Origin of the sequence: Reichenbachiella carrageenanivorans (genome assembly GCF_025639805.1) — a bacterium.
Lineage (GTDB): Bacteria > Bacteroidota > Bacteroidia > Cytophagales > Cyclobacteriaceae > Reichenbachiella > Reichenbachiella carrageenanivorans.
In genome coordinates this window covers 1,920,666-1,945,454 of the sequence record NZ_CP106735.1, presented here as the reverse complement: position 1 = coordinate 1,945,454, position 24,789 = coordinate 1,920,666, and the positions used below count along the sequence as shown (strand labels likewise).

Annotated in this window: 11 protein-coding genes; 6 read left to right on the top strand and 5 right to left on the bottom strand. The window is 43.9% G+C overall.

Going from position 1 to position 24,789, the window contains the following annotated elements:
* Window position 1: 1 nt before the first annotated feature.
* Window positions 2-223, top strand: a complete 222-nt coding sequence (locus N7E81_RS07810) for a hypothetical protein (protein ID WP_263052732.1) — start codon at window positions 2-4, stop codon at window positions 221-223.
* 213 nt (window positions 224-436) lie between these two features.
* On the opposite strand, the gene N7E81_RS07805 is transcribed toward N7E81_RS07810, so the two are convergent.
* The 4 genes from N7E81_RS07805 to N7E81_RS07790 all read right to left on the bottom strand — a co-directional run bounded on the left by N7E81_RS07805 (window position 437) and on the right by N7E81_RS07790 (window position 10,658).
* Entirely contained in the window at window positions 437-3,544 is a 3,108-nt protein-coding gene (locus tag N7E81_RS07805; protein ID WP_263052731.1) for a VPS10 domain-containing protein, read from the bottom strand.
* 231 nt (window positions 3,545-3,775) lie between these two features.
* Window positions 3,776-5,827 carry an IPT/TIG domain-containing protein gene (locus N7E81_RS07800; RefSeq protein WP_263052730.1) on the bottom strand — a complete coding sequence of 684 codons (2,052 nt, stop codon included), beginning with the start codon at window positions 5,825-5,827 and terminating at the stop codon, window positions 3,776-3,778.
* Window positions 5,828-5,876: 49 nt separating this feature from the next.
* Window positions 5,877-7,454, bottom strand: a complete 1,578-nt coding sequence (locus tag N7E81_RS07795) for a RagB/SusD family nutrient uptake outer membrane protein (RefSeq protein ID WP_263052729.1) — start codon at window positions 7,452-7,454, stop codon at window positions 5,877-5,879.
* A 12-nt stretch (window positions 7,455-7,466) separates the two neighbouring features.
* Window positions 7,467-10,658, bottom strand: coding sequence for a SusC/RagA family TonB-linked outer membrane protein (locus tag N7E81_RS07790; protein WP_263052728.1), 3,192 nt, complete (start codon window positions 10,656-10,658; stop codon window positions 7,467-7,469).
* Between the two features lie 642 nt (window positions 10,659-11,300).
* Between N7E81_RS07790 and N7E81_RS07785 the strand changes: the two genes are divergently transcribed.
* Both N7E81_RS07785 and N7E81_RS07780 read left to right on the top strand, forming a co-directional pair.
* Window positions 11,301-14,186: a choice-of-anchor D domain-containing protein gene (locus N7E81_RS07785; RefSeq protein WP_263052727.1), complete on the top strand. Its 2,886-nt coding sequence runs from the start codon at window positions 11,301-11,303 to the stop codon at window positions 14,184-14,186.
* A 2-nt stretch (window positions 14,187-14,188) separates the two neighbouring features.
* The gene (locus N7E81_RS07780) at window positions 14,189-15,649 is read left to right on the top strand and encodes a sulfatase (protein WP_263052726.1); all 1,461 of its coding nucleotides are present in this window, start codon (window positions 14,189-14,191) and stop codon (window positions 15,647-15,649) included.
* A gap of 74 nt (window positions 15,650-15,723) precedes the next feature.
* Here the strand turns inward: N7E81_RS07780 and N7E81_RS07775 are convergent, their stop codons facing one another.
* Window positions 15,724-18,048 carry a GH92 family glycosyl hydrolase gene (locus tag N7E81_RS07775; protein ID WP_263052725.1) on the bottom strand — a complete coding sequence of 775 codons (2,325 nt, stop codon included), beginning with the start codon at window positions 18,046-18,048 and terminating at the stop codon, window positions 15,724-15,726.
* 143 nt (window positions 18,049-18,191) lie between these two features.
* Here N7E81_RS07775 and N7E81_RS07770 point away from each other — a divergent pair, with 143 nt between their 5' ends.
* The 3 genes from N7E81_RS07770 (at window position 18,192) to N7E81_RS07760 (ending at window position 24,760) form a co-directional block, all read left to right on the top strand.
* On the top strand, window positions 18,192-19,013 hold the full coding sequence (locus N7E81_RS07770; protein ID WP_263052724.1) for a sugar phosphate isomerase/epimerase family protein: 822 nt from the start codon (window positions 18,192-18,194) through the stop codon (window positions 19,011-19,013).
* Window positions 19,010-21,247, top strand: a complete 2,238-nt coding sequence (locus N7E81_RS07765) for a fatty acid desaturase (protein ID WP_263052723.1) — start codon at window positions 19,010-19,012, stop codon at window positions 21,245-21,247. Before N7E81_RS07770 ends, N7E81_RS07765 begins: the two co-directional genes overlap by 4 nt.
* Before the next feature lie 336 nt (window positions 21,248-21,583).
* Window positions 21,584-24,760, top strand: coding sequence for a T9SS type A sorting domain-containing protein (locus N7E81_RS07760; protein ID WP_263052722.1), 3,177 nt, complete (start codon window positions 21,584-21,586; stop codon window positions 24,758-24,760).
* Window positions 24,761-24,789 lie beyond the last annotated feature (29 nt).

Genomic DNA, 24,789 nt, shown 5'->3' with positions numbered 1-24,789 from the left:
TGTGAAGCAAGCTTCACAGGTTTTTTTGTACCCTTCTCCTTCTGGTTGGTCGTATCATCCCGCCTATCCTAAAAAAACACCTCGTCATGTCGAAGCGAAGCGAGACACCCCACTGGCGGATCCGCAAGGGACTTCTCCTATCGTCGAAGTGACGTTCTTTTTGTTGCAAAAACAAGAAAACCGCCATTGTCCGAAAGCTATGACAGAAGAAGACGCTACCTGACAATCCTCCTACAGAGTACAGAAAAGCTAAATCTCTTGCTACAGCGCTTAGCCTTGGGGATCACCCGATCTGACGTCGGGTGATGATGGGTACGGCAGGGCGCAGGCGCGGAAATAACCACCACGCTAGGCAGAACGAGCGCAGAAAGAATCACAAAAAAACCGCTACCAATGCTGGCGCGGTTTTTTCAGTCATCCAAATTGTTGTTGTGGATTACTTTTTCACTAATCGCAAGGTATGCGTAGCAAAACCGTCGGCTATACGAATTATATATAGACCCGGACGTAGTTGAGATACATCGAAAACACTAATAGCATTTTGATTTTTCTCATTGAGTATCATGATGGGTTTTCCCGCCAAATCGGACACCTCTAGTGTAACCACCGTATGTTTTCCGTTCCATTCGACCCTCAGCTCTCCAGCCGTTGGGTTAGGATATATGTTGACCTGAATCATTTCTTCTACCGCAGTCACTTCAGACTCCTCCCCTCCTAATTCCTCATTGATTTGATCTACCAACATTTGTATTTGTGCGTTGGTAATCGGCAAATCTGCCTTGGCCAGTGCTGCCTTATAATCTAAAAGTGCCGTCTCTCTAACATTGGACAAGGCTAACTCCTGAAGAAAAGCATCTGCAAAAGAGATATCTTCTCTTTCCAAATAGATATTGATCAGCCCCAAGCTACCAGTACGATTTGCTTCGTTAACCTTAGCCTGTATATCGTCTTGTGTGGCCTGGCCGTCCAGTACTGCCAACGCCCACTGGTATTCAAAAAACAACTCTGAGTACACGTTAGTAATTCCTGAGGCTACTAATAATTCTTCGGTGATCAACTGTGCTTGATCATCTGCTAGGTATTGCTGTAGTTGTTCCAGCGCTGTCACATCTGCTAGATTAGCTTCATTGACTATAAACTGTACTTGACTCATCATATAGATCTCATCCACCTGATCCAGCAAATCTGTTTGATAATTGGAGACCTTACTCGCTTGTAGCCCTGTGATGCCTAAGCCTGTTAAATAGGCGATGTCTACTGCCGTCTCGTCCAACCTCAGCTGATCGATCAACGCTCCCAAAGCATTGTCGGTATCTATGAGCTCATCCAGATGGATCTTGAATCCTCCCGAGCCTCCTGAGCCTGTATAGATCACATTGTGATCCAAGGGGTCGAACTCGATATGATACAGACGACCATATTTGATGATGTTTCGCCCCACCAAATCCCAACTCACACCAGCGTCTTTAGAAATGGCCAGTCCATACCCTGGTCGATAGTCGCCAAACCACTGACCAGTAGCCGCTCCGAAAGTGGCCAATAAGATGTCTGAATCGTCTGGGTGAACCGATACAGATGTGGCTCCAAAGAAGTTTCCGTTGGCTTGGATTTCAGCATTGAGTCTGTCACTCTTGGTACCAACGCTCGCCGTAACGAGTGTCGTCCATGTAGCACCGCCGTCGGTACTTTTGTACACGCCACCTACTCCACCATTGGGTGTAGCGGCTAGATAGAGGGTCTCGTTATCCTTGGGGTCTATCGCGAGGTCTCTATAGTCTCTATAATCACCACTGCTCATGACAGTTGTCCAGTTGATACCCGCATCTATAGACTTATAGAGTCGGCCTTCTTTTTCATTGGCTGTTCCAGCAACGGCATACATGATATCTGGGTCACTCTCATCTATCTCCAATTGTCGGATCAACCTGTTGTCTGGCTGCTGACCAATCTTGTTCCATGTGGCGCCTGCATCCTCGGACTTGATGGTCATGTGCCCACCCGGGTCGTAAGAAGTCACATACACGATATCGCCATCGGTAGGGTGCGTCTCCAAGCCATGATAGATGCCCCAGTTGTAAAATTCTGACCCCGACCCTTTTTTCGCATTTAGAACTGTAGACCAACTCACTCCACCGTTGGTGCTTTTCTTAATCACAAACCCTCCTCCATTCGCTACATAATAGCTCATATCGATGGCCACGTAGATGTCTCCATTGACCGCATAGGCAATGTCTGTCACGGCAGTCAGGTAAGTACTGACACCATTTTTTCGCATTTCGCTGGATTTATTCTCCCAAGTAGTGCCCGCATTGGTACTGCGGTATAGGCCATTGTCGTATTGCCCCATGAGCACCAGATTTTGTGTAATAGGCGATGGCACCACATAGTCCGATACCGTAAAATCAGCACCATTGTTTTGATACGGTGACGAATTGGTGCTATAGACATTGTACCACGAATCAGCGCCATCCGAGGTCTTGTGCGACCAGTGCTCCCCTGCTATCAAAAATTTATTGTCTACAGGCGACATCGCAAACCCATAGACTTTGAGGTATTTGGTACCATACGAGCTCCATCCTTGATCCTCAACTCTGCCTCGGTAAGCGTTCGTCCAGCTCGCTCCTCCATTTATCGTCTTGAATATACAACCCGCTTCGGCCGAAGCCATATAGACCACGTCGTTGTCGCTCCAGTCGATGATCAAATGATAAGGTTGTAGGTTTCCCCCTTCATAGGCTTGAGGAATCCCGTTGTTGGCGGCAGCCCAAGTGCTACCAAAATCAGTAGACTTGTAGACACCGTATCCGTTGGCATCTTCGTAGTCTAGGGTCACGTAGACCTTGTTGTTGTTGCCTGGTGCTATGGCTACACTCGTCACACGATCGTGTGGCAAGCCATATACATAACTAAATTTTTTTCCTCCATCAGTGCTTTTAAACAGGCCTCTGCTGGAAGCTGCGAAGAGTACGCCCTCTACTTGATTAGAGGCCGCTAGTGCAAATATGTTGGCGCTACCAGGGATGTTGTTGCCATAGGATGATCTTAAGTTGACCCAAGTGAGTCCTCTGTCGGTACTTTTATAAATGGCCCCTCTGCCATATAAAGATTCGGAATTGGCCATCGAGCCTTTGGCGGCTTCTCTTCTGTCTCCTTGGGCGGCATAGAGTATATCTGCGTTATGTGGGTCTACCACAATAGACACTATGGCTAATGAGGGCGCTCCAGATGATTTGTGCGCTGGAAATCCCGCCCGGATGTCTGTCCAGGTTTCTCCTCGGTCGGTACTTCGTAGCAGAGCTCCTCTAGTTCCTAGAATTATTAAATTGGCATCGTCTGGGTGGACGAATATTTCAGAAATGTGTTCGCTTACGATCTGATTGTTCATCCGCTGCCAAGAGGCACCACGGTCGTCGCTCTTATAGAGTCCTGATACATCTACTCCTACCCAAATCGTCTCGTTCTGATCGATATGATAGTCCATCAGCGAACCACCAAAACCTAGCCCCAACTGCGAGACCTGCGCTTGAGTGCTGTATAGACTCATTATATAGAATAAGAAGGAAAGGAAGCATATTAAATTTCTGATCGTATGCTGCATGGTATTAATTTTCTTCAAATAATTTAAAAAAAGAGGCTGTTTCAAAACCCTATTAAAACTGTTGGACTACCCTACACAAAAGCCAGCTGGTTTTTCGTGTATTTATACCCATCTGCGATGGGCAAGTTTGACGAGTTTCAAAATTGGTTTTAAAAACAGCCTCCTAAAGCTTCTTTATTACTTAACAATAAACTTTCTAACCAGTTGACCTTCGTAGTTGGCTAGCATCAAAACGTAGACACCAGGCTTATATTGGTTCACTTCAGGAACTAGCAATTTCCCATTGATTTGATTGAAATGCTTCAAATACATGCGGCTACCATTCAAGTCATAAATAACAGCTGTTGCGTCTTTGAATGCCACTTCGTTTTTCAACAACACATTCAACCCTTCCATGTTTTGATAAACAACTATTTCGCTTTCCTTCAGCTCGTCTTTTACGCTCAAGACAGCTGCCTGTTTGATCGTAATAGATTGTGTCCTTGGTGCGCCAGGTACTGCAGGACCTGCTGAGCCAATCATCGTGATCTCTAAGGTTTCTTCATCTTCAAAGTTATCACCTTCATTGACGATCGTGATCGTGATCGGATCAGACTCTACAGACCCTGCCACGATAACAGCAGTCTCTGTACTTACCTTATAGTCATCGTCTGACACACTACCACCAAATGAAAGATCCAATTTTACAGCCTGTGTAGCCGCTGTAGTCAACTTAGCAACTAAGCTTACTGTTTGTCCTTCTTCCGCTTCGGTTTCGGATAGTGTGAAAGTGAGCAACGGCACCGAGTTATCTACTGAGAAGTCTCCCAGTTGAATCTCTGTGTCATTTTCATCTAGTATTATATTGCCACTATCGAATGAGCCTTGCAGACTCTCTACTTTCACCGCACTCGTCACAGCTCCTGCTGGCACATACACGTCTACTCGAGTATCATCTATTAAGAAATATACTGGCGCATCTACATTTCCAAAGGCAATAGAGGTGATGTTGTACAGGTCTTCTCCTTCGAGTTTGATCAAACCACCGATAGGTGCAGCACTAGGGTTGAACTTAGTCACTTTTGGCGATGCATCTAAGATCGTAAGATCATCAGTTGGAAATTCTACTCCTTTAGAGTTGATCAAGGTAAGTGCAGCAGTCTTTACTCCTTGTGGCACGGTGAGGGTAATAGATTCTCCACCATCTGCTACGTTTAGGTCTGTTACCTCGATATTGCTATCGTCTTCAGCTATAAACCTTACCGTTTTGATGTCTCCCAAAGAAGACCCTTTGATCAAAAGTTCTTTGCCAGGCTTGGCTTTGTTTGGAATATACTCAGAAACAACAGCCACACCAGCAGGGAAACCTGTCACTCTAATGTCGTCGAAAATTATATCACCACCCGCTGCTGGCTGATTAAACTCAAATTTCAAACTGAGGGTAGAGACAGATGGCAATGTCTTCGCTATTCTTTTAAAAACCCACTTGTTCAAATTCCACTCAGAGACACCTCCCATGCTTACCCAATTGGCACCATTATCTTCACTGTAGGAGATGTTTACACCACCTTGTATTTCGGCGTACCAAGCAGCCAGCGCAAATGACAGTCTAACATTCTCTAGGCCTACTGTATTGATCCCGTCGATCTGAAAATAGTCACCATCACTCAGCCCAATACCAAACGCACCAGATGTTTTGTTGTAATTTGGATCTTCAGGCTTTGTAGCCCAAGGCAAACTACCTGTACCTGAAAAAGTAAGATCGTCATTGACAAACCGATTGTTAGTCTCGTGGTCACCTATTGGTCCTCCTCCAGGCGAGCCCCCCATAAAAGGATCCATCACAGGCTCAAAAAACACGATCTGTTCAAAACTATTCACAGCCTCAGGGATAAAAATTCGCTTATCCACGTATTCTGGCACCCCCTCTTTAATAATTTGAGGTTTGATAGTACTGGTTCCATCAAAAATCGTAAGCGTATCATTATTCACAGCCCCAACTGGGATCGCAAATTTCAACATGGTATCATTCACTTTTTTGAAAGTAGCTTCTAACTGTCCTACATGTACTTTTTCCGTACTGTTCAACCCTGTTCCCGTAATCACAATTGTATCTCCAATAAACCCTGCTATAGGATGAAACTTTGTAATCGTAGTTTGTGCTTGAGATGCCAAGGGCATCAAACCAATCAGCATCAAGGCTCCTATGAAGCCTGTGATGCGTATATTATTAAATATCTTGTTTTTCATTATCATTAATTTTTTAGTCAAATAGAAATTTGTTGTTGTTATTGTTGCCTTAAGGATTCTGATCTGCATCAGTCAAATCCGTATTTCGAGTGATTTCCGTTTGGGGTATTCTGAGAAGCGTGCCAGGATGGTTCCATACAATATTTTGCGTACGCAAACGATCATAACTGCTGTAGACCTCGGGTGAGTAAACCGACTCTATCAGCTCATTATATGCCCCCATGCGCTTCCAGTTGAAAAACCGTTCGCCTTCGCCAACAAGCTCTAGCATACGATCCTGAGCGATCGCATCCAACAGCTCTACTCTCGAAAGAGAAAGTGACACAGGTGTAGCCTTACGCAAGGATTTGAGATAGTTTAAATCCTTGACCGCAGCGGATGCTTGGTTAGTCAATGCCCATGCTTCTGCACGCATCAACAGTAACTCTTCCAATCTCAAAGTAGGCCAGCTGGTGTTTGATTCAGCATCGAGCACGAACTTATTAAAAATGTATCTGCTCGAATCAACCACAACACCTTCAAGGTCTTCTATATCTATCTTAAATACAAAATTGTTCATTCGATAGCCATCACCACCTTTCACCACGCCATTGGCATCGAGATATAAATCAATAAACTGATCAGTAAGGAAAATAACAGACTGTTTCTCATTAGTTATACCATCTATGTTCACCATAAGTCCTTTGTCTCCAGACACCGTAAAGTTGGCTGAAACCTGACGTAGCTTAGCATTGACATCATACTGTGTGAAGTAAAAGTTAGCTACTGAGTCCGCCAATATACTCATCACATCTGCTGGTGCCACTTTAGGAGTGATGACAATAGATCCAGGTAGAAAACCTATCACCTTCTGCAAGGTCAATAGGCACTGATTCATTTCATTCATTTGAAACTGAACCTTTGCTTTTAGGCTTAAAGCATCAAACCTCTTGGCTCTGAACTGAAAGACTGGGAACTGCTCATAGTCATTGTCTGGTGTAGTAAATGTGAGTGGTAAGTACTTCTCAGCAGAGTCCAAGTCACTCAATATCTGACTGTACACCTCTCCTACAGAGGCTCTACCTCCTGCGTCAAATCCAGTGGCTGGGGTTGTTCGGAGTACGACGCCTGGCTTGGACAAACCTGCCGTATTGTATTGCTCTCCATAGTACCTAATCAGCAAAAAGTAGGCGTATGCTCTAATGAACCATGCCTCACCTCTAAACCTATCTCTTTGCAAGAGATACAATTCGTCTATTGGATCCGTATTTTCCGTGAAATCCAAAACCATATTGGCTTGATTGATCGCTTTGTAAGCACTACTCCATTGTCCGTCATTATGGAATACTCCCCTATCAAACTCGTACAAATTTTCATAACTCCCACCCAGAGACTGTTCTCCTGTAATTGCTTCGGTATAATCTGCCAGCAAGTTGGCCACAGGCAAATGCTGTGAGCAGAAACTTTGACTCCAAGCCAAATAGCCTTCGTTGAGTACCAATTCTATGTTGTAGGTCGATTCTCCTACTTCATTACCAGGAAATTCGTTGGTCGGATTCACGTCTTCGAAAGAAGTACATCCTGCACCTATGACCACCATCATCGTAGTGGCTATACATGTATATATTTTATTGATATATCTATTCATCTCTACTAATCATTAAAATGTAAAGTGGACTCCTAATTTATAAACCTTGGCCTGTGGCGGATTGCCTTTGATGAGTCCAGGCTCAATATTGGCTGCTGATGGGCTAAAGCTACCCACTGAGTTGAGCGACTCAGGATCCCAGCCTGGGTACTTGGTAAAGGTGAGTAGGTTGGTACCCGTAGCGAATATTCTTACACTAGTCATACCCAATCGCTGGCAAAGTGCTGAGGGGAAGTTGTAAGACACGGTCACGTTTCTCAAGCGAACGAATGAACCATCGTATAAGAAACGAGTAGATCGGTTGCCTCTAGCTGGATTGCCTGCCAAAGGATGATCATAGATCATTCTTGGAACATCCGTTTGATCACCTGGTTGCTGCCAGCGCTCATCGTACATAAATTGCGGCACATTGGTCAACTGATTGCCTTTGCCCATGTAGGCCATCTGAGTGAGCTCATCGTCATAAAGATAGAGTCCTTGTTTGAAGTAGAATTGGAACGAAAGGTTGAAACCCTTGAACCCAATGTTGTTGGTAATACTACCATACCAGTCTGGCACACCATCTTTGCCATCTATGGTTTGAACCAAGTTTTGCATTTCGCCCTGAGTAGGTCTTTCGGGATCGGCAAATTGATAGGCTTGTCCAGTTTCTGGGTCTTCAAACATTTCATAGCCTGTCTGAGGATCTACACCAAGCCACTTAACTAGCTCATAGCCTGAGACCGATCCTCCAACGACTGGGATACCAACTCTAGCATTTGTTTGGAATACGGTAGGATCAACATCAGTACCCAAGCTCAGGACCTCATTTTTCTGATGAGTCACATTGATAGAAGTAGACCAAGTCACTGCTCTTCGAATAATGTCGGTAGTCAATGACATCTCAATACCTTTGTTGAGTATAGAACCTGTGTTGGCAATGAAACTGCCTCCTCCAGAGGTAGGTGGCAACGACAACTTGGCTAATAGATCGGTACTCCTACGATTGAAATATCCAACCTCTCCACGCAATCTCTTGTCGAACAATTCGAAGTCTACACCCACGTCGAGCGTGTAAGCTCTTTCCCATCCGATGTTGTCGGTGGATCCTTGTAATCTCAATGGCGTAACTCCCTGTCCACCTGCATAAGACACACTATTAAAATTCCAGTTGTAGAACGCTGCACTTTGATCGATTTCTGCATTACCTGTTACCCCGTAGCTGGCTCTTACTTTAAGAAAGTCGATAAAACTGGCGTCATCCATAAAGGACTCCTGAGAGATATTCCATCCTACAGATGCAGCTGGAAATACGCCCCATCTATTGGCAGCACCAAATCGAGAAGATCCATCTGCACGAGCACTCAATCCGATGATATATCGCTGATCATACGCATATTTAAACCTGGCAAATGCCGAATAGAATACAACACCAGATTCTTCTGATTTCCATTCGATAGGCTCTTGCGCAGACCCTACATTGCTGATCGAATTGGTTTTAGGAAAACCTACCCCTTTCAATCCCAAATAGTTGTTGTTTTCACTAAAGGTTTCCACCCCTACCAACGTTTCGAAGACATTGAGATTGATGGCCTTGTTGTACTTCAACGTCGCATTGCTATTGAGGTAAAAACGGTGTTGCATCATTCTTTCGGCATACCCCTTACAATCATCACATCCAATTTCGGAAGGGGTAGTTACAAATGGGCTAAAAAATACGTCTCTGCGGTAACCAATATAATTCAAACCAAAAGTGGCATCAAATGTAAGGTCGGGCGTGATCTTATACTGATAAGAACCCGATACCATAGAATTGAAAGAATAAGATTCATGTTTGAAATAATCAGGATCTAAAGCTGGGCCTACATTACTAAGTCCAGTACCTTGAAAGAAGGTACCATCAGGATTATAGATCGGATACATAGGCAAGGAATTTCTTATAAAATTCAGTCCTGTCGGGTTGCTAAAATATTGGAACACACCGCCAGTATGGCCTTCCGCATTCAGAAAATAGATGTTAGTCGGAAACTGTGAGTTTTTAGTATTTGAAACCGACATGTTGATTCCAGCCTTCATTTTAGGTGTCAATTGCACGTCCAAGTTTCCTGCGAACGACACCCTTTCATTATCATTTCTTTCTAGTATACCTTCGGCTTTGCTATAGGCACCATTGATACGATAAGTTACCTTATCATTCCCTCCCGACACGGCCAGAGAAGCATTGCGCTGCATGCCTTGTCTGTACACCCTGTCAAATTTGTCGTCGTCTATAGACCTAGCTACTTCATCTGTGTACCATCCGTCTGCAGCATCTGTGGTATAGGGTAGTTTTCTGTTGGCAACAGGTGTACCTGCATTGTCCCAAGACTCTTCTAGGTAATCTATCCACTGCTCAGTACCCAAGTGATCAAGTACATTAGCTGCTTCGGAGATTCCTTGCGAATAACTGACCTCAAACTTCGCCTTGCCCTTTTGTCCTGTTTTGGTAGTTACGATAATGACCCCATTGGCTCCTCTAGAGCCGTAGATCGAAGTGGCTTCAGCATCTTTCAATACCGTCATAGATGCAATGTCCTGTGGGTTGATGTTGGTTAGCGGATTAAATACTGTTCCGAAATTGCCCAGTCCATCTGTAGGATAAGAAGTATATGGTATCCCGTCTATCACGTACAACGGATTGGCATTACTAGAAAAAGAACCCGTACCTCTGATCCGGATATTGATGGCTCCACCTACGGCACCACTAGCTCCTGTCACATCCATACCTGCGGCCATTCCTTGAAGCCCTTCTTGAAATGAACTGCTTACTTTTTGGCTGAGTCCTTTGGCATCTACTTTGGTGTAACTACCAGTAGCCATCTTTTTCGATTCTGTACCATAGCCTACAATCACCACTTCTTCCAAAGTCTCTATGTCTTCGTCTAAAACAACGTCGATAGAGGTTCGACCTCCTATACTTACCTCTTTGGTTTCATACCCTATGAACGAAAAAATCAAAGCTGTAACCTCATCGCTCACATTGATCTTATAATTACCGTCTATATCTGTAATCGATCCAGAGGTTGTTCCCTGTGCGATTACATTCACTCCTGGTATGGGTTCATTTCCAGGAGGGCCAGTCACCGTTCCGGTAATCACGGTAGTCTGTGCCATGGCACTTCCCCAACTCAGCAATATCCCTGCGAGTAAGGCAACTTTCCATTTTCTAGTAAAATTTTTTTTCATAAGTACTTTTAGTATGTATTCATATTCGTGCAACTCTCATGAGCTTCGCAGGATTGGACATCAAGCAGAAGATCACTAAACAATAAAAGCGCATTAGAAAGACTAATCGCTTCCAATTTGAAAAACCAAAGAAAAATGAGAAGGGAAAAAACAGGCAATAGTGGTCATTCCCTTGAGTATTTCACTCAAAATCGAATGTGCTTAGCTCTTTTCAGAATATATATAGTAGGCCCTCTTACTTTTTAATATAAAAGCACAAACAGTATATCCATAACCCTCTATCAGGCTATACAAAACAGCCCCTTTTGGTTAAAAAAGACCATGCCTCCCCCACTGGATTGATCTATATGAGAGTAGCCACTGTGGCACTCCACTATACTTGAAATCAGAACAAACAAGAAGATATGCTTACCTGTTTTTAGCGACATCCAAAAAAACAAAATCTCACGCTTGACATTGGTCATATACCGAGCGATATCGCATAGGCCTTGCTATATCTTAATCTTGTCCTCATTTGAAAATCGCTAGTAACTGTACTATGAAATTATTTCAGAACTTTTTTCACCTACATAAATTGCTATTCAGCATTATGCATTAGGATTCTCCTTTTGCATCTAAAGTGGAACAAAGAAACTATAACAGATGAAAAAATTATTACTACTTACAGCTATACTATATAGTGGGATCTATACGGCTTGGGCTCAGAACGTCACTATCGACGGGACGAAAGCTGCACAACCTATCTATCCCAAAATGGCTGGATACAACAGCAACACGGCCAACATCCCAAATCCTTGGACGAGTAGTGGAAGAAGAGAAACCTGGGAAAAAAGTGAAGCTGGACTAATCCGCTACCCTGGAGGAACGGTGAGCTCTTATTGGGATCACAAAAAGGATCGTATGTTTGACGCACAGCAGGATGACATTAGTCTATCGACCAATACACCTAGTCAGTTTATTCAGAAAAAAAACGTAATCAACTGGGTCGTCACTTTCACGAATCAACCCAACCCTTTGAGTGACCTAAATAAACTCATAGAGGACTCTAACGGAGATACGGAAGTGATGTTTGTACTGAACTTGATCACACCTGGAGCAGACTACTACTCCCTGCTGTGGGACCGCTCCGTAGACGAAACTCCACTCTCTGATGACTGGTGGGCCATGATGGACGACAGATATGCAAACGCACTCGACATGCTAGAGCGCGCAGAAGCTGAGGGTATTCCTGTGAAATATATAGAATATGGCAATGAGTACTTCTTTGATAAAAGCTACGCAGGCACTGGAAGTACAGGAGGAGCAGCCATAGAGCCTTATAGTGCAGGAGCGATCAATGGTATCACTGGTGCCTTCCCTGGGAGTGGCGAACACTATGCCGATGCGGTAAACGACTGGTCGGCCAAGCTAGCGGCTCGATTTCCTGGCGTAAATCTCTGTGCGATCGGTAGCGATGCAAATAGTGATAGCCCTACGAGAAGAAACAAATGGAATGAAGTGGTGATTTCCAAAATTGACAAAAGCCTGGTACAGTCGCTTTCTTTCCACATTTATGGTGGTACAGGAGCTTACAGCCTTACAGATACTGAAGATGAGTTTGGCGATGCTCTCAAAAGCATCGATGAACATTGGGAGTTTGACAGCACCAGAAGCGACATGCCTAAGGGCTTCGACTATTGGATGACCGAATTCGACGCCAGTTCTAATAAAACAGAAGATGGTGAAAAAAGTTGGGGGCTGGGTCTAGCCTCTTTGCACCAAGCGGGTATGTGGATGGACATGGGCAACTTAGGACTAATCAACTTTCATCAGTTTGGAGATTTAGGCAACAATGGTAGTATTACTGCCTTTGGCCGTGCCTACGCTATGCTAGGTATGGCATCTAACAACTGTAGCCAAGCCGAGCGACTCATCTTTGGCAGCAATGTCAAAATAGGAACGGGTTCAGATGTAAATGCCATAGAAGGATGGCAATTTTCACAAAATGAAGAAGGAAGCACAAGATACATGATTGTGAACCGCTCGGGTAGCTCACAAACAATCACTACCTCTGGGCTCACTGCAGCACAGGGAGAAAAAGTCATACTCTCGTCTAGCAACAATCTCAGTAGAACAAGCGATCCAAGCACTACCGAAACGACACTTGGTGCCTCCCTGACGATTCCTAAGTATGGTATCGCTTATTTCAGCACACCTGCAGATCCAAACGTGCCACGGATGGCCGTTTTTATGGATACAGAAGAAGTCAAAAATCAATCTATTGTGACCCTTCCTGAAATAGATATCAATGTTTCCTCTACTGTCACTAAAACTTTCACGCTAAAAAACACTGGAGACGCTGATGTCAACCTGTCTGGCTCTCCTATCGTGACATTGCTCAACGATGCAGAAGATGAGTTTTCAGTAGTACAAACCTCATTGACTACCCCACTAGAAAAAGGAGCAGATCAAACCTTTACGGTTACATTTACGGCCAAGTCTGCGGGTTCCAAATCAGCTCAGATTCAAATTATCAATAACACGAATACAAAAAATCCATATACCTTCAATCTTTCGATAGCAGCAAAGGATTATTATCCGCAAATGGAAGTGAGTATGGATGGCAACGTGCTTACCTCGCCTGAGGCATTAGACTTTGGAACTACATACACTGGTTGGTCCTCTGTGACCAAGACGCTCCTTATCACAAACACAGGAACTACTATCCTCACGTTTGATAGCAATACCAAACTCACGGCCGATGGATTTTCATCTGGTACCATGCCTTCTACGATCAACCCTGGAGCCAGTGTGCCGTTCTCCATCAACTTAAAGACACTCGAAGTAGGATCAAAAACAGGTACCCTCATCCTATCGTCAGATAGCCGAACAGCAGGTGTATTTGAAGTAGACCTTACAGGCACCGTAGAACAAAGCGTAGCTACGGCCCAGCTCACCATCGAGAGCGAAAACTATCTTACGGCATCGAACTATGATTTTGGAGAATTGGGTGCGGAAGAGACCTCAATGACCAAAACGGTCATCATCACAAACATAGGCACTCAGGATCTAGAGATTGGTGACTTCATGCTTACCGATGCAAATGGTGCCTTTTCTTATGACGATACGCTCTTGAAGCGAGACCTAGAACCAAACAAAGTATCAAGTTTCAAAATCACATATGAACCCCAGTCTGGTAGCGATTTTGATGCTGTACTGACCTTTGCAATCACGGAAGATTCTGACTTCGTTTTTAACCTAAAAGGAAGCAAAGTCAATCCCGTATTGAGCGTAACTAACTTGCAGTCTGACTTAGCAATTTACCCCTCGCTATGGCAAAGTGGCAGCACCATCACCTTAAATAGCAAAAGCTCAAAAATGAGCGTATCAGTCTATTCAATTAGAGGCCAGCAAATGGGATCTTCTTCAGGAACACCTGCACAATTGAGCGAATACTTGACTCAATTGAACACGCAACTTCCTAATGGACTCTATTTGATCAAAACTCAAGATTCTACTCAACAATTGATTAAAATCATTAAAAGATAAAAATGAGCATAAACAACATAGTATTAAAAGGGGCTGTAGCATGCAGCCTTTTTTTTTCAGCTTGCGCGACTAAACAAGCAGAAGAAGGAAAAGCAGATCACCCAAATATAGTATTTATCTATGCGGATGATTTAGGCTGGGCCGATCTAGGGTGCTATGGCAATACTTACCATGAAACGCCCAACATCGATCGCTTGGCCCAACAGGGAATGAAATTTACCGATGCTTATGCACCAGCACCTGTCTGCTCTCCTGCTCGTGCGGGCGTATTCTCTGGCCAGTATCCTGCCAGAGTAGGGCTTACAGACTGGATCCCTGGACACTGGAGACCCTATGAATCCAAACTAGCCGTGATCAATAGGACACAGTACTTACCCTTAGAGATAGAGACAATGGGTGAGTCTTTGCAAAAGGCAGGCTATCATACCGGATACTTTGGCAAATGGCACCTAGGATACGACGACCAATATGCAGTAGAAAACCAAGGATTCGACGAAGTAGTTCGCTTCACAAAAGGAGGCACCTACTACAATCTGGATAAACGCCTGACGCCTCCACAGCCTCAACTGGCAGACTCGGCATACCTGACCGATGTACTGACAGACTTTGCTATAGATTTTATAGATAAGAATAAGGATTCTACTTTTATGCTAGTGGTGTCTCACTTTGCAGTACACTTGCCGCTAGATGTACCTGACTCGCTCTTAACACCTTTTCTTACGAAAGAAAAAACGGAAGAAGTGAACAATCCTTGGTATGCTGCCATGATGAAATCATTAGACAACAATGTCGGACGCTTGATGGACAAGCTGGATGCACTCGGACTAAACGACAATACCATGATTGTATTTTATAGTGACAATGGCGGTCTGTACACTCCCTATCGGCCTGAGTATCTCAAATATACCAGAAACCAACCCGTAACATCCAATGCACCACTAAGAGGTGAAAAAGGCAACCTCTATGAAGGAGGCATACGTGTGCCACTGATCGTCAAATGGCCTGGCCATGTAGCGGATTCTTCTGAAAACCATGCCCTCGTCAATGGTATAGATTTTTATCCTACTTTTTTAGAATTGGCCAATTATGATTCGGACGATTTAACTCTCGATGGAAAAAGCATCGTGCCGATCTTCGACAACCCAGCCCTATTTGACGACCGTACCGAATACTGGCATTATCCAGTGTATCATCACGACCGACCAGCAAGTGCGGTGCGATGTGGAGATTACAAACTAATCAAAAGGTATAATGATGAAATCACTTATGAATTGTATCATTTGAAAAATGACCTAGCGGAAAGGAATGATTTGAGTGAAACAGAAAAAGGAATCACAAACAAGCTCATTGGGCTGTTAGATGATCACCTGACTTCTATCGGTGCAGATATGCCACAGGATAATCCCAATTTCGATGAAGAACGTAGAGCAGAATGGGGTGATCATCCAGATGCAGGTCGATAAGATAATGACCAAATGCAAAAGAGGCTGTTTCATATGAAGCAGCCTCTTTTTTACCTATACCTGCTAGCACACTATCATTCGGCTATAACAAATTCTAGTTTGGCTCCTGCCGTTAAATCATCATGCGATACCTCATAGGTAGTATTTGGTTTACCATTCAACAAGATGCTTTTGATTTTTTCGAATGAGTCTGAATCTGATAATGCCGTCTTTTGCAAGACAATTGATTTGCCTTTGTAATAATTAGTATCCAATTTGATCATGACTTTATCGAAAGTCGGTGTAGTCAATTGATACCTCGGTGTACCAGGGCAATCTGGATACAATCCCATCATACTAAATACCGCCCAGCAGGACAGCGTACCTGCATCATCATTGCCAGGCAATCCGGCAGCAGACGTATTGAAATGCTTTTTTAGGCTTTCTTGCACATACTTTTGTGTTCTCCACTCTTCCCCTTTCACATGGTTGAAAAAATAAGGGTAACTCATGTCTGGTTCGTTCCACAAGACAAACAAATCTCTATCGAAACACGCTTGTAATTTGTCCAAGTATTTTATTTCTCCTCCCATCAATTGTTGTAAACCCTCTGGGTCATGCGGCACAAAAAACAAATACTGCCAAGCATTGCCCTCTACGTAGCCCAAACCACCCAAGTGATCAAAACCTTCTATCTCTCCTGCTGTGGACAATGGATCAAAAGGTGTAAGCCAACTACCGTCACTATTCTTAGCTTGCAAAAAGCCCGTCTCTTTATTCCAATAATTTTGATAAGCAAGACTTCTATTCCTATACTTTTCATAATCGCCCATTTTCCCTAAATCTTTCGCTACGTTAGCCAATCCAGCATCAGCATGAGCATACTCTAATGCCGTAGACACTGTGCCCCATACTCGGAGGTCGATTTTCTTGTCTTCAGGGATATAACCATCTCGGGCATACTCTGTACCTCCTGCACGAAGTCCATTTCCTCCCTCTTCAGGATAATTGGCATTAGCAGTCATGGCTTCATAAGCCAAATCCACATCGTAATTTCTCAACCCTTTCATGTACGTATCCGCAATGACCAATGTAGCAGGATCTCCTACCATACATCCACATTCCTGATCGATCAAAGGCCACATCGGTAGTCGACCACTTTCCTGATACATACCTAGCATAGACTTTACCATCTTGGTCTGCATATCTGGATATACTAAGGCAAACAAAGGATGAGTAGTTCGATAAGTATCCCACAATGACATGGCAGAATATCTCGGTTCTTTGCTATTCAGCACCTTTGTAGGCTGATTGATACCTACAGTATCCTCTCTCCCTACGAAAGGAAGGATTTTGGTATCAGTCGATTGATAGGCTGGATAATCGCCGTTGGCATCATTGATCTCGAATGGTAAGATCAAAGTGTGATACAAGGCAGAGTAAAACACTTCCTTTTCTTCTTCAGAACCTCCTTCTAGGCTAATGCGATTCAATTTACTATCCCAAGCTGTCGCGGCTGCCGTTCTTACTTTTTCAAAATCAAAATCGGGGACTTCTGCTTCAATATTCTTTCTTGCGTTTTCGATACTGACATAAGAAATACCCACTTTTACAACGAGTTCGGTAGGTGCTTCAAAATCATAGGTCAGGTATGCCCCTACATTATCTCCTTCTACTTCTGTCAGATGCTCTTCCGATACTTTTTTACCATTCACATAATAACCAACAGCAGCAGCTGCCTGGCTAAACTGTGCCACATAAAATACTTTATGCCTGATCTTGCTTCCGCAAAAGCCTCCGTCTATTTCATAGCCTTCTAATTCGGTCGGTGATACAATTTTTATCTGCCCGCCATTGATGGTATTCACTGGGTGAGACATATCCAAGGTAACGTGTGCTTGTCCTTTTGGAAAAGAAAATTTATTTAGCCCCACACGCATCGTTGCACTGAGTTCAGCTTTGATCTTAGTGTCGGTCAGATCTACGCTATAATACCCAGGATTGGCTATTTCATTTTCATAGGCCGATCTATTCTCTATTGGTTTTACCTGTAAATCTCCTGTCGATGGATTTAAAATCACATTACCCATCATATGACAACCTACACCACTCAAGTGTGTCTGACCAAAACCATATATATAAGGTTCTCCATAGACATATATCCCTGTCTGTGTACTCTCACTCAGCGCCTTGTCGTAGATATTGTGCGGGCTCACCGCTGCCATACCTGATGGCAACACAGCACCAGGAAACGTATTGCCAGTAGCAGTAGTGCCTATAAATGGATTTACATAATCTGCAACCTCCAGCAGCGGAGTGGTTTTCTTGGATTGACAGGCTGAAAACAAACTCAACAAAACCAACAAATACAGATTCAACTTTTTGATATTCATATTTCTAACCATTTCTATTTTATTCATAACAACGCGATGACATTCGAAAATGAAAAGTAAATCATTGCTATCTGGATAAAACAGCTTTAAATCTAGAATAACTCTTGTTTTGAAAAAGCAAAGAATTGCAAATCTGCACTTACTCATATTTGGACTCAATATTGAATTGTATGCAGACATTATTCTTTTGCCCACAATGGGGTATGGACTCGGGAAACTTTGATACGTTTTTGGCGAAAGCTAAAAAGGCCGGATACGATGGCGTAGAGTTGCCTTTCTCGACTACTGATCAGAACACCAATGCCAGTCAGATTGCCCAAGTCATGGACATGGGTATGGAATGGATCGGTCAACATTGGGAAACCGACCAGGTAGATTTCGAAGTACACAAAGCCTTATACCTAGAACGATTAATGGCTATGGCTATTCATAATCCTTTGTTTATCAATTCACATACTGGGCGAGACTTCTTCTCTTTTGATCAAAACATGGAATTGATTGAAGCTGCAGCAGAATTGAGCCAGCAAACAGGCATCAAAATCATACATGAGACACATCGTAGTCGGTTCAATTATGCCGCTCATGTGACTTCTCATTTCCTGAAAGCAAATAAAGACATCCGACTAACGGCAGATTTTAGCCATTGGTGCTGCGTGGCAGAAACCCTGCTGGACGATCAAGCGGAAGCCATCGACCTAGCCATAGCTCGAAGTGAGCACATCCATTCAAGGGTTGGGTACACACAAGGGCCTCAAGTACCTGATCCCAGAGCAAATGAATGGAATGTAGAACTTCAAACTTTCTTAGGGTGGTGGGATCGTATCATAGATCGAGCAAGAAAAGAAGACCTTTCACATTTTACAATCACCACAGAGTTTGGCCCCTTTCCATACATGCCTATAGTACCACATACCAAGCAGCCACTGACTAGCCAGTGGGAAGTCAATGTGTTTATGAAAAACCTTTTAGATCAAAGATATAATCAAGAATGAGTACTAAAATCATGACCGAAAGAGACTATAGTCTACTTGGCCCCGAGGCACAAAAAGCAGTAGCCAATGGATTGGCTGAAGCCACTTGGTACCACTGCCCAGTGTCTAGGGCAGACATGCGACAATTGCTCGAAAGAAAAGACCTTCCTGCCGTCATTGATACACTGATTTGGTTTGGACTGATTCTCGGCAGCGCTACGCTATTTGCCGTTTGGTGGCCCTATTGGTATGCGATAATACCGTATCTCATATACTGTGCATTGTATGCCGGCTCATCGGACTCCCGATGGCACGAATCCAGCCATGGTACAGCTTTCAAATCCGACTGGATGAACAACGTGCTCTATGAGATTGCCTCATTTATGGTCAACCGCCAATCCGTGCCTTGGAGATGGAGCCACACTCGCCATCACAGCGACACCATCATCAGAGGTAGAGATCCTGAAATCGCCGTTCCTCGTCCACCTGATATCTTGGGGATCTGTCTTCAGTTTTTTGCATTGAAAAGTGCCCCTGCTGAATTTAAAAAAATAGTCAAGCATGCCTTGGGCAAAATCGATCCGACTACAGCCACCTACCTGCCCAAATCGGCACATCAAGGTGTCTTTCTCAGGGCTCGTATTTATATACTCATTTATAGTGTTTCGATTGCTTTGAGCTTTTATCTAAAAACACCTATTCCATTCATGCTGATCATTTTACCTACTTTTCTGGGTACTTGGTTGGCTGTCTTTTATGGCCTTACACAGCACGCAGGATTAGCTGAAAATGTACTGGATCACCGGTTGAATTGTCGCACGATTCTTATGAATAAAATCAATCGATTTTTCTACTGGAATATGAACTATCACCTCGAGCATCACATGTACCCTTTGGTGCCCTATCACGCCTTACCCAAATTGCATGAGTTGATCAAAAAGGACTGCCCGCCACCTTATCCTAGCATAATCTCGGCCTACAAGGAGATTATCCCTACATTATTCAAACAAGTGAAAGACCCTGCCTATTTTGTAGTACGTGACATCCCTGCTCCGAGCGACGGGATGGGTCATCAGGTCGATTATCAAAGAAGCTCATTCGATATGAATGAGACTGGCTGGGTCAAGCTAGGGCTAACCGCCGAAATCGGTATCGGAGAAGTAAGACGGCTCGATTTTGAGCAGCAAACCTTTGCGATCTATCACACCAAAACGGGTCAATTTTATGCCTCCGAGGGGATATGCACCCACGGCAGCACGCATCTGGCCGACGGGCTGGTGATCGGCGAAGAGGTCGAATGCCCCAAACACAACGGTAGGTTTTTGATCAAAGACGGATCACCTACTCGCCCTCCTGTGTGCTTGGCGCTCAAGACTTTTCCTATGAAAGTGGATCAACACGAACTCTATATAGACCTGACTAAAGCACTGACCAAGAAGACCAGCCTGGCCTACACCGTAGTGAGCAACGAGAATGTGAGCACCTATATCAAAGAATTGGTGTTGGCTCCTGCCAATGGGCAAACCATCAGCTACGCACCCGGAGATTTTATACACTTAGAGATACCCACAGGAGAGTGGCAGTTGACTCCCGCTGACCTGAGTGCTTCAGTCATAGCGGCCTACCCCATTAGCTTGTTTGGCATCAAAATCAAAAATGAGATCTGCTCGCATCGAAACTATTCGCTGGCGACGAATCCTACTACAGGTACTGAATTGAAATTTAATGTAAGACTGGCACTCCCTCCCATTGGAAGCAGTCATTTACCAGGTATTGGTTCATCTTATATATTTCAGTTGAAAACGGGGGATTTAGTAAATATTCAAGGTTCTCACGGCGATTTTCATATCAGGGATACACAATCAGAAATGATCTATATCGGTGGAGGTGCTGGCATGGCTCCACTCCGATCTCACATTTCCTATTTGTTCGAAACGCTGAAAACCAACCGAAAAGTTAGCTATTGGTATGGGACGCGATCACTGCAAGATGCTTTCTACCTGGATTACTTTGAACAAATGGTCGATAATCATGAAAATTTCAACTTTGAACTGGTAATCTCAGAAGATACAGAAGGCTGGGTAGGCGCCAAAGGCTATGTACACGAAACCGTGCAGAAAAAACTCAAAAACCATAAGAACATTGGCTCAATCGAGTTTTATCTCTGTGGACCTCCTCCGATGATCGCCGCCACCCAGCTCATGCTAGCAGAACTTGGCGTCGCTAAAAGCCAAATTTTATTTGATGAATTTTAGCTGAAGCAAAAATCATGGCCTGAAGAGTAAACCGAGGTGCTCCATGATATGGCATTCCGAGACACAGGTATTTGAAACCTACCTTTTTTAGCGTTTTTCATAAAACCTATACTTTCAATTTATAAATCCTCTTTTTTCACTGCTAGTTTCACGACACCTACAAATCCACGCATACGGCTCTAAACAGCCATTTCGAGATAAAATTACTCCGCCTTTTAAATATGCTAGTTATTCAAGGATCAGCGCTGAGGCTTTTAAAGCAATGATCGTGTTCTTTATGTTTCTAAAAGTGCAGCAAATGGCTTGCGCTTCGCTGATAACAAAACAATAGATACTATGATTAAAATATTACTCAAAATAAGCCTCACACTTTGTATGTCGCTCATGCTGCATACGCTGAGTTTTGCATCCGATGTGAACATTCTTTATGCATATAACTCTGATGATATACCAACAGGTGAAACACTTTCAGAATATGAAAATTACGACGAAGCATATGTGACAAAACTAGAAGCAGAAGGGTATACCGTTACCACCATGCTATATAGCAATTTTTCCGCTGATGTAGCAACAAACGCAATGGGCTTCGACCTGATCATTGTGGGACAAGGGACTGCCAACAATACAACTCAAGACGAAGTTGCTGCACTAGACATTCCAGTATTGGTTCAGGCGGATGTAGTATCCAGATATGGGTTTGGTAGCCGTATAAGAAACAGTAATTCTGGCTCTGGGTTAGCCTATACCACATCGCCATCAGCTGTTTCTGAATCGGTCTCCAATGCAATCGAAACCGACATCGTTAGTTTTGCTGCGACTTCAAGTCTCAAGGGCTTAGACCTGTCTCTGGACACACAAAGTGCAGACTTGATCCCAATCTATAGCTACGACAACAATACCAATAGATTGGCAGTAGCTGCTTTAGAAACTGGAGCCACTTATGATCAAGACGCTGGTACCTCGCCTAACCGAAGAGGGTATTTCGGGGTGGTCAATTCTAGCATAGCTATGAATGATGACTTGGGCAAAATCTATATTGGCCTAGTGAACTGGCTCATGGATATCCATACCATTACAGCTAGTAGTACATCTGGCGGCACGATCGGCAATATAGGCGACATCGCTATCCCTGGCGGAAAAGACAAAACCTTCACTTTCAGCCCTGACCCTGACTATACCGTTCAGGACGTAGTGGTAGATGGCGTTTCTCAAGGTGTCATTGCCGACTATACCTTCACCGGCGTGATGGCCGATCATACGATTGCCGTACGTTTTGTAGGTGCAGTCACCTACACGATCACAGCCAGTGCCGAAGGCCAAGGCAGTATCTCTCCAAGCGGAGCACTTATCACTAGTGCAGGATTTGATGAAACTTACAGCTTCATACCTGATGCTGGATATGAAGTAAAAGAAATATTGGTGGATGGCAATCCCGTAACGGAAAATGAAAATTACACCTTTACAACCATTGGTGCCGACCATACCATTCAAGCGATATTCCAACCCAACACTTCATTGGGAGGAGGAAGTATACTTTATGCTTACGAGTCACCAGAGGATTATACACTCTATGATCAGAAATATGTGGAAACATTGACCGACGAAGGCTTTGAGGTAGAAACGATCTTATTTGACGACTTGGCTGCTGACGCTGCCACGCTCAGCACAGGCAAGGACCTCATCATAGTAGGATATAACACGCCAAACTCCAATACTCAATCTAACATCGCCAATTTGCCCATCCCTGTCTTGTTACAGAGCCCTGCTGTCGCTAAATATGGTTTTGCTGAAAAAGCGAGAAGTAATAACATAACAAGCATAGACAAAGTAAACCCAGTATCAGAAGCTGCAGACATTATCAGCAATGGATTGACTGGCACATTGACCTTGGCTGGTGAGTCTCAGAGCAAACCTGTAGACCAAGGAACAGATGTAACAAGTGCAAATCTCATCACCGTGTACAATGGAGGGGGTACTAGATACCCAGTGGTGGCGCTAGAAGCTGGAGTCAATGGATATGTGGATCCAATTGATGGAACATTCCTCACTACCGCTGCTCGCAGAGGCTACTTTAGCGTAGTAGATGTGAACCTAGTTATGAACAATGATCTGGCCACCCTATATATAGGCATGGTCAAATGGCTCATGGACTTCAAGAGAATCACAGCTACTGCCAGTACAGGGGGTGCTATTTCCCCTGCTGGCAATGTAGAGATCTATACTGGATCAAGTCAGGGATTTGAGATCATCCCTAATGAAGGGTACGAAATAGCAGATGTATTAGTAAACGATGCGTCTGTAGGCGCAGTAGAAAACTATGCATTCGAGCATGTAACCGCTGTACAAACGATCGCGGCTAGCTTTTCTATCATCACCTACGACATCACGGCATCAGCTGGTGCCAATGGCGCAGTAGCTCCATCTGGCGCAGTAGCTGTAGACTACGGCACTACGCAGACCTTTACGTTCACTCCAGATGACACCTACCGCGTACTAGACGTATTGGTAGATGGCTCATCTGTAGGTGCCGTGGATACTTATTCATTCACTAACGTAAAGGAAACACATACTGTAGCTGTCAGCTTCGAGCTGATCCCTAAGCACGAAATCGTGTCGTCTGCAGGAGAAAATGGAAGCATCTCGCCAGAGGGTACTCATTTGTTTTATGAAAATACGGATGTGAGATTCGACCTCACCCCTGACCTTGGCTACGAAGTAGCAGATGTATTGGTAGACGATGCATCTGTAGGTGCAGTAGCTAGCTACACTTTTACAGACCTGCTGACAGCACATACCATCTCTGCCAGTTTTGTGATCCAGACGTTTGACATCACTGCTACTGCTGGAGACAACGGAAGCATCTCCCCAGAGGGCATAACTACGGTCGACTACAATGGTAGCCAAGCCTATACCATCACGGCCGACGAAGGATACGAAGTGGCTGATGTAATGGTAGATGGAAACTCAGAGGGTGCTGTTACAAGCTTCACTTTCGAATCTGTGACAACGACACACAGCATCTCAGTCACTTTTGCAAAAATGACTTATGACATCGCTGCTCAGGCAGGCGAGAATGGCTCTATTTCACCAGAAGGCATAGTCAGTGTAGACCACAACGGTAGTCAAACTTTTACCATCACTGCAGACGAAGGATATGAAATAAATGATGTCTTGGTCAATAACGAATCTGTAGGGGCTATAGCTAGTTATACTTTTGAAAACGTAACCGCTGCACAAAGTATTAGTGCTACTTTCAGTGAAGTATTAGTCATCACAGAAGTAAACCCCACAACACACAAAGCGCTGAAGATTTACCCTAACCCATCAGTTGGTTCTTTCACTATAGATACTGCTGGATCAAGCGAGATACTCATCCTTACCATAGATGGTAAACTGGTCAATCGACTAAACTCTTCAGGAAGTTTATCTATCACAGGTCTGAATCCGGGCACTTATTTGATAAGAACAATAACCAACAAGAGAATAGAGATACAGAAATTGATCATTCAATAAATCAGGTTTTTTATTTCACAACAACTAAA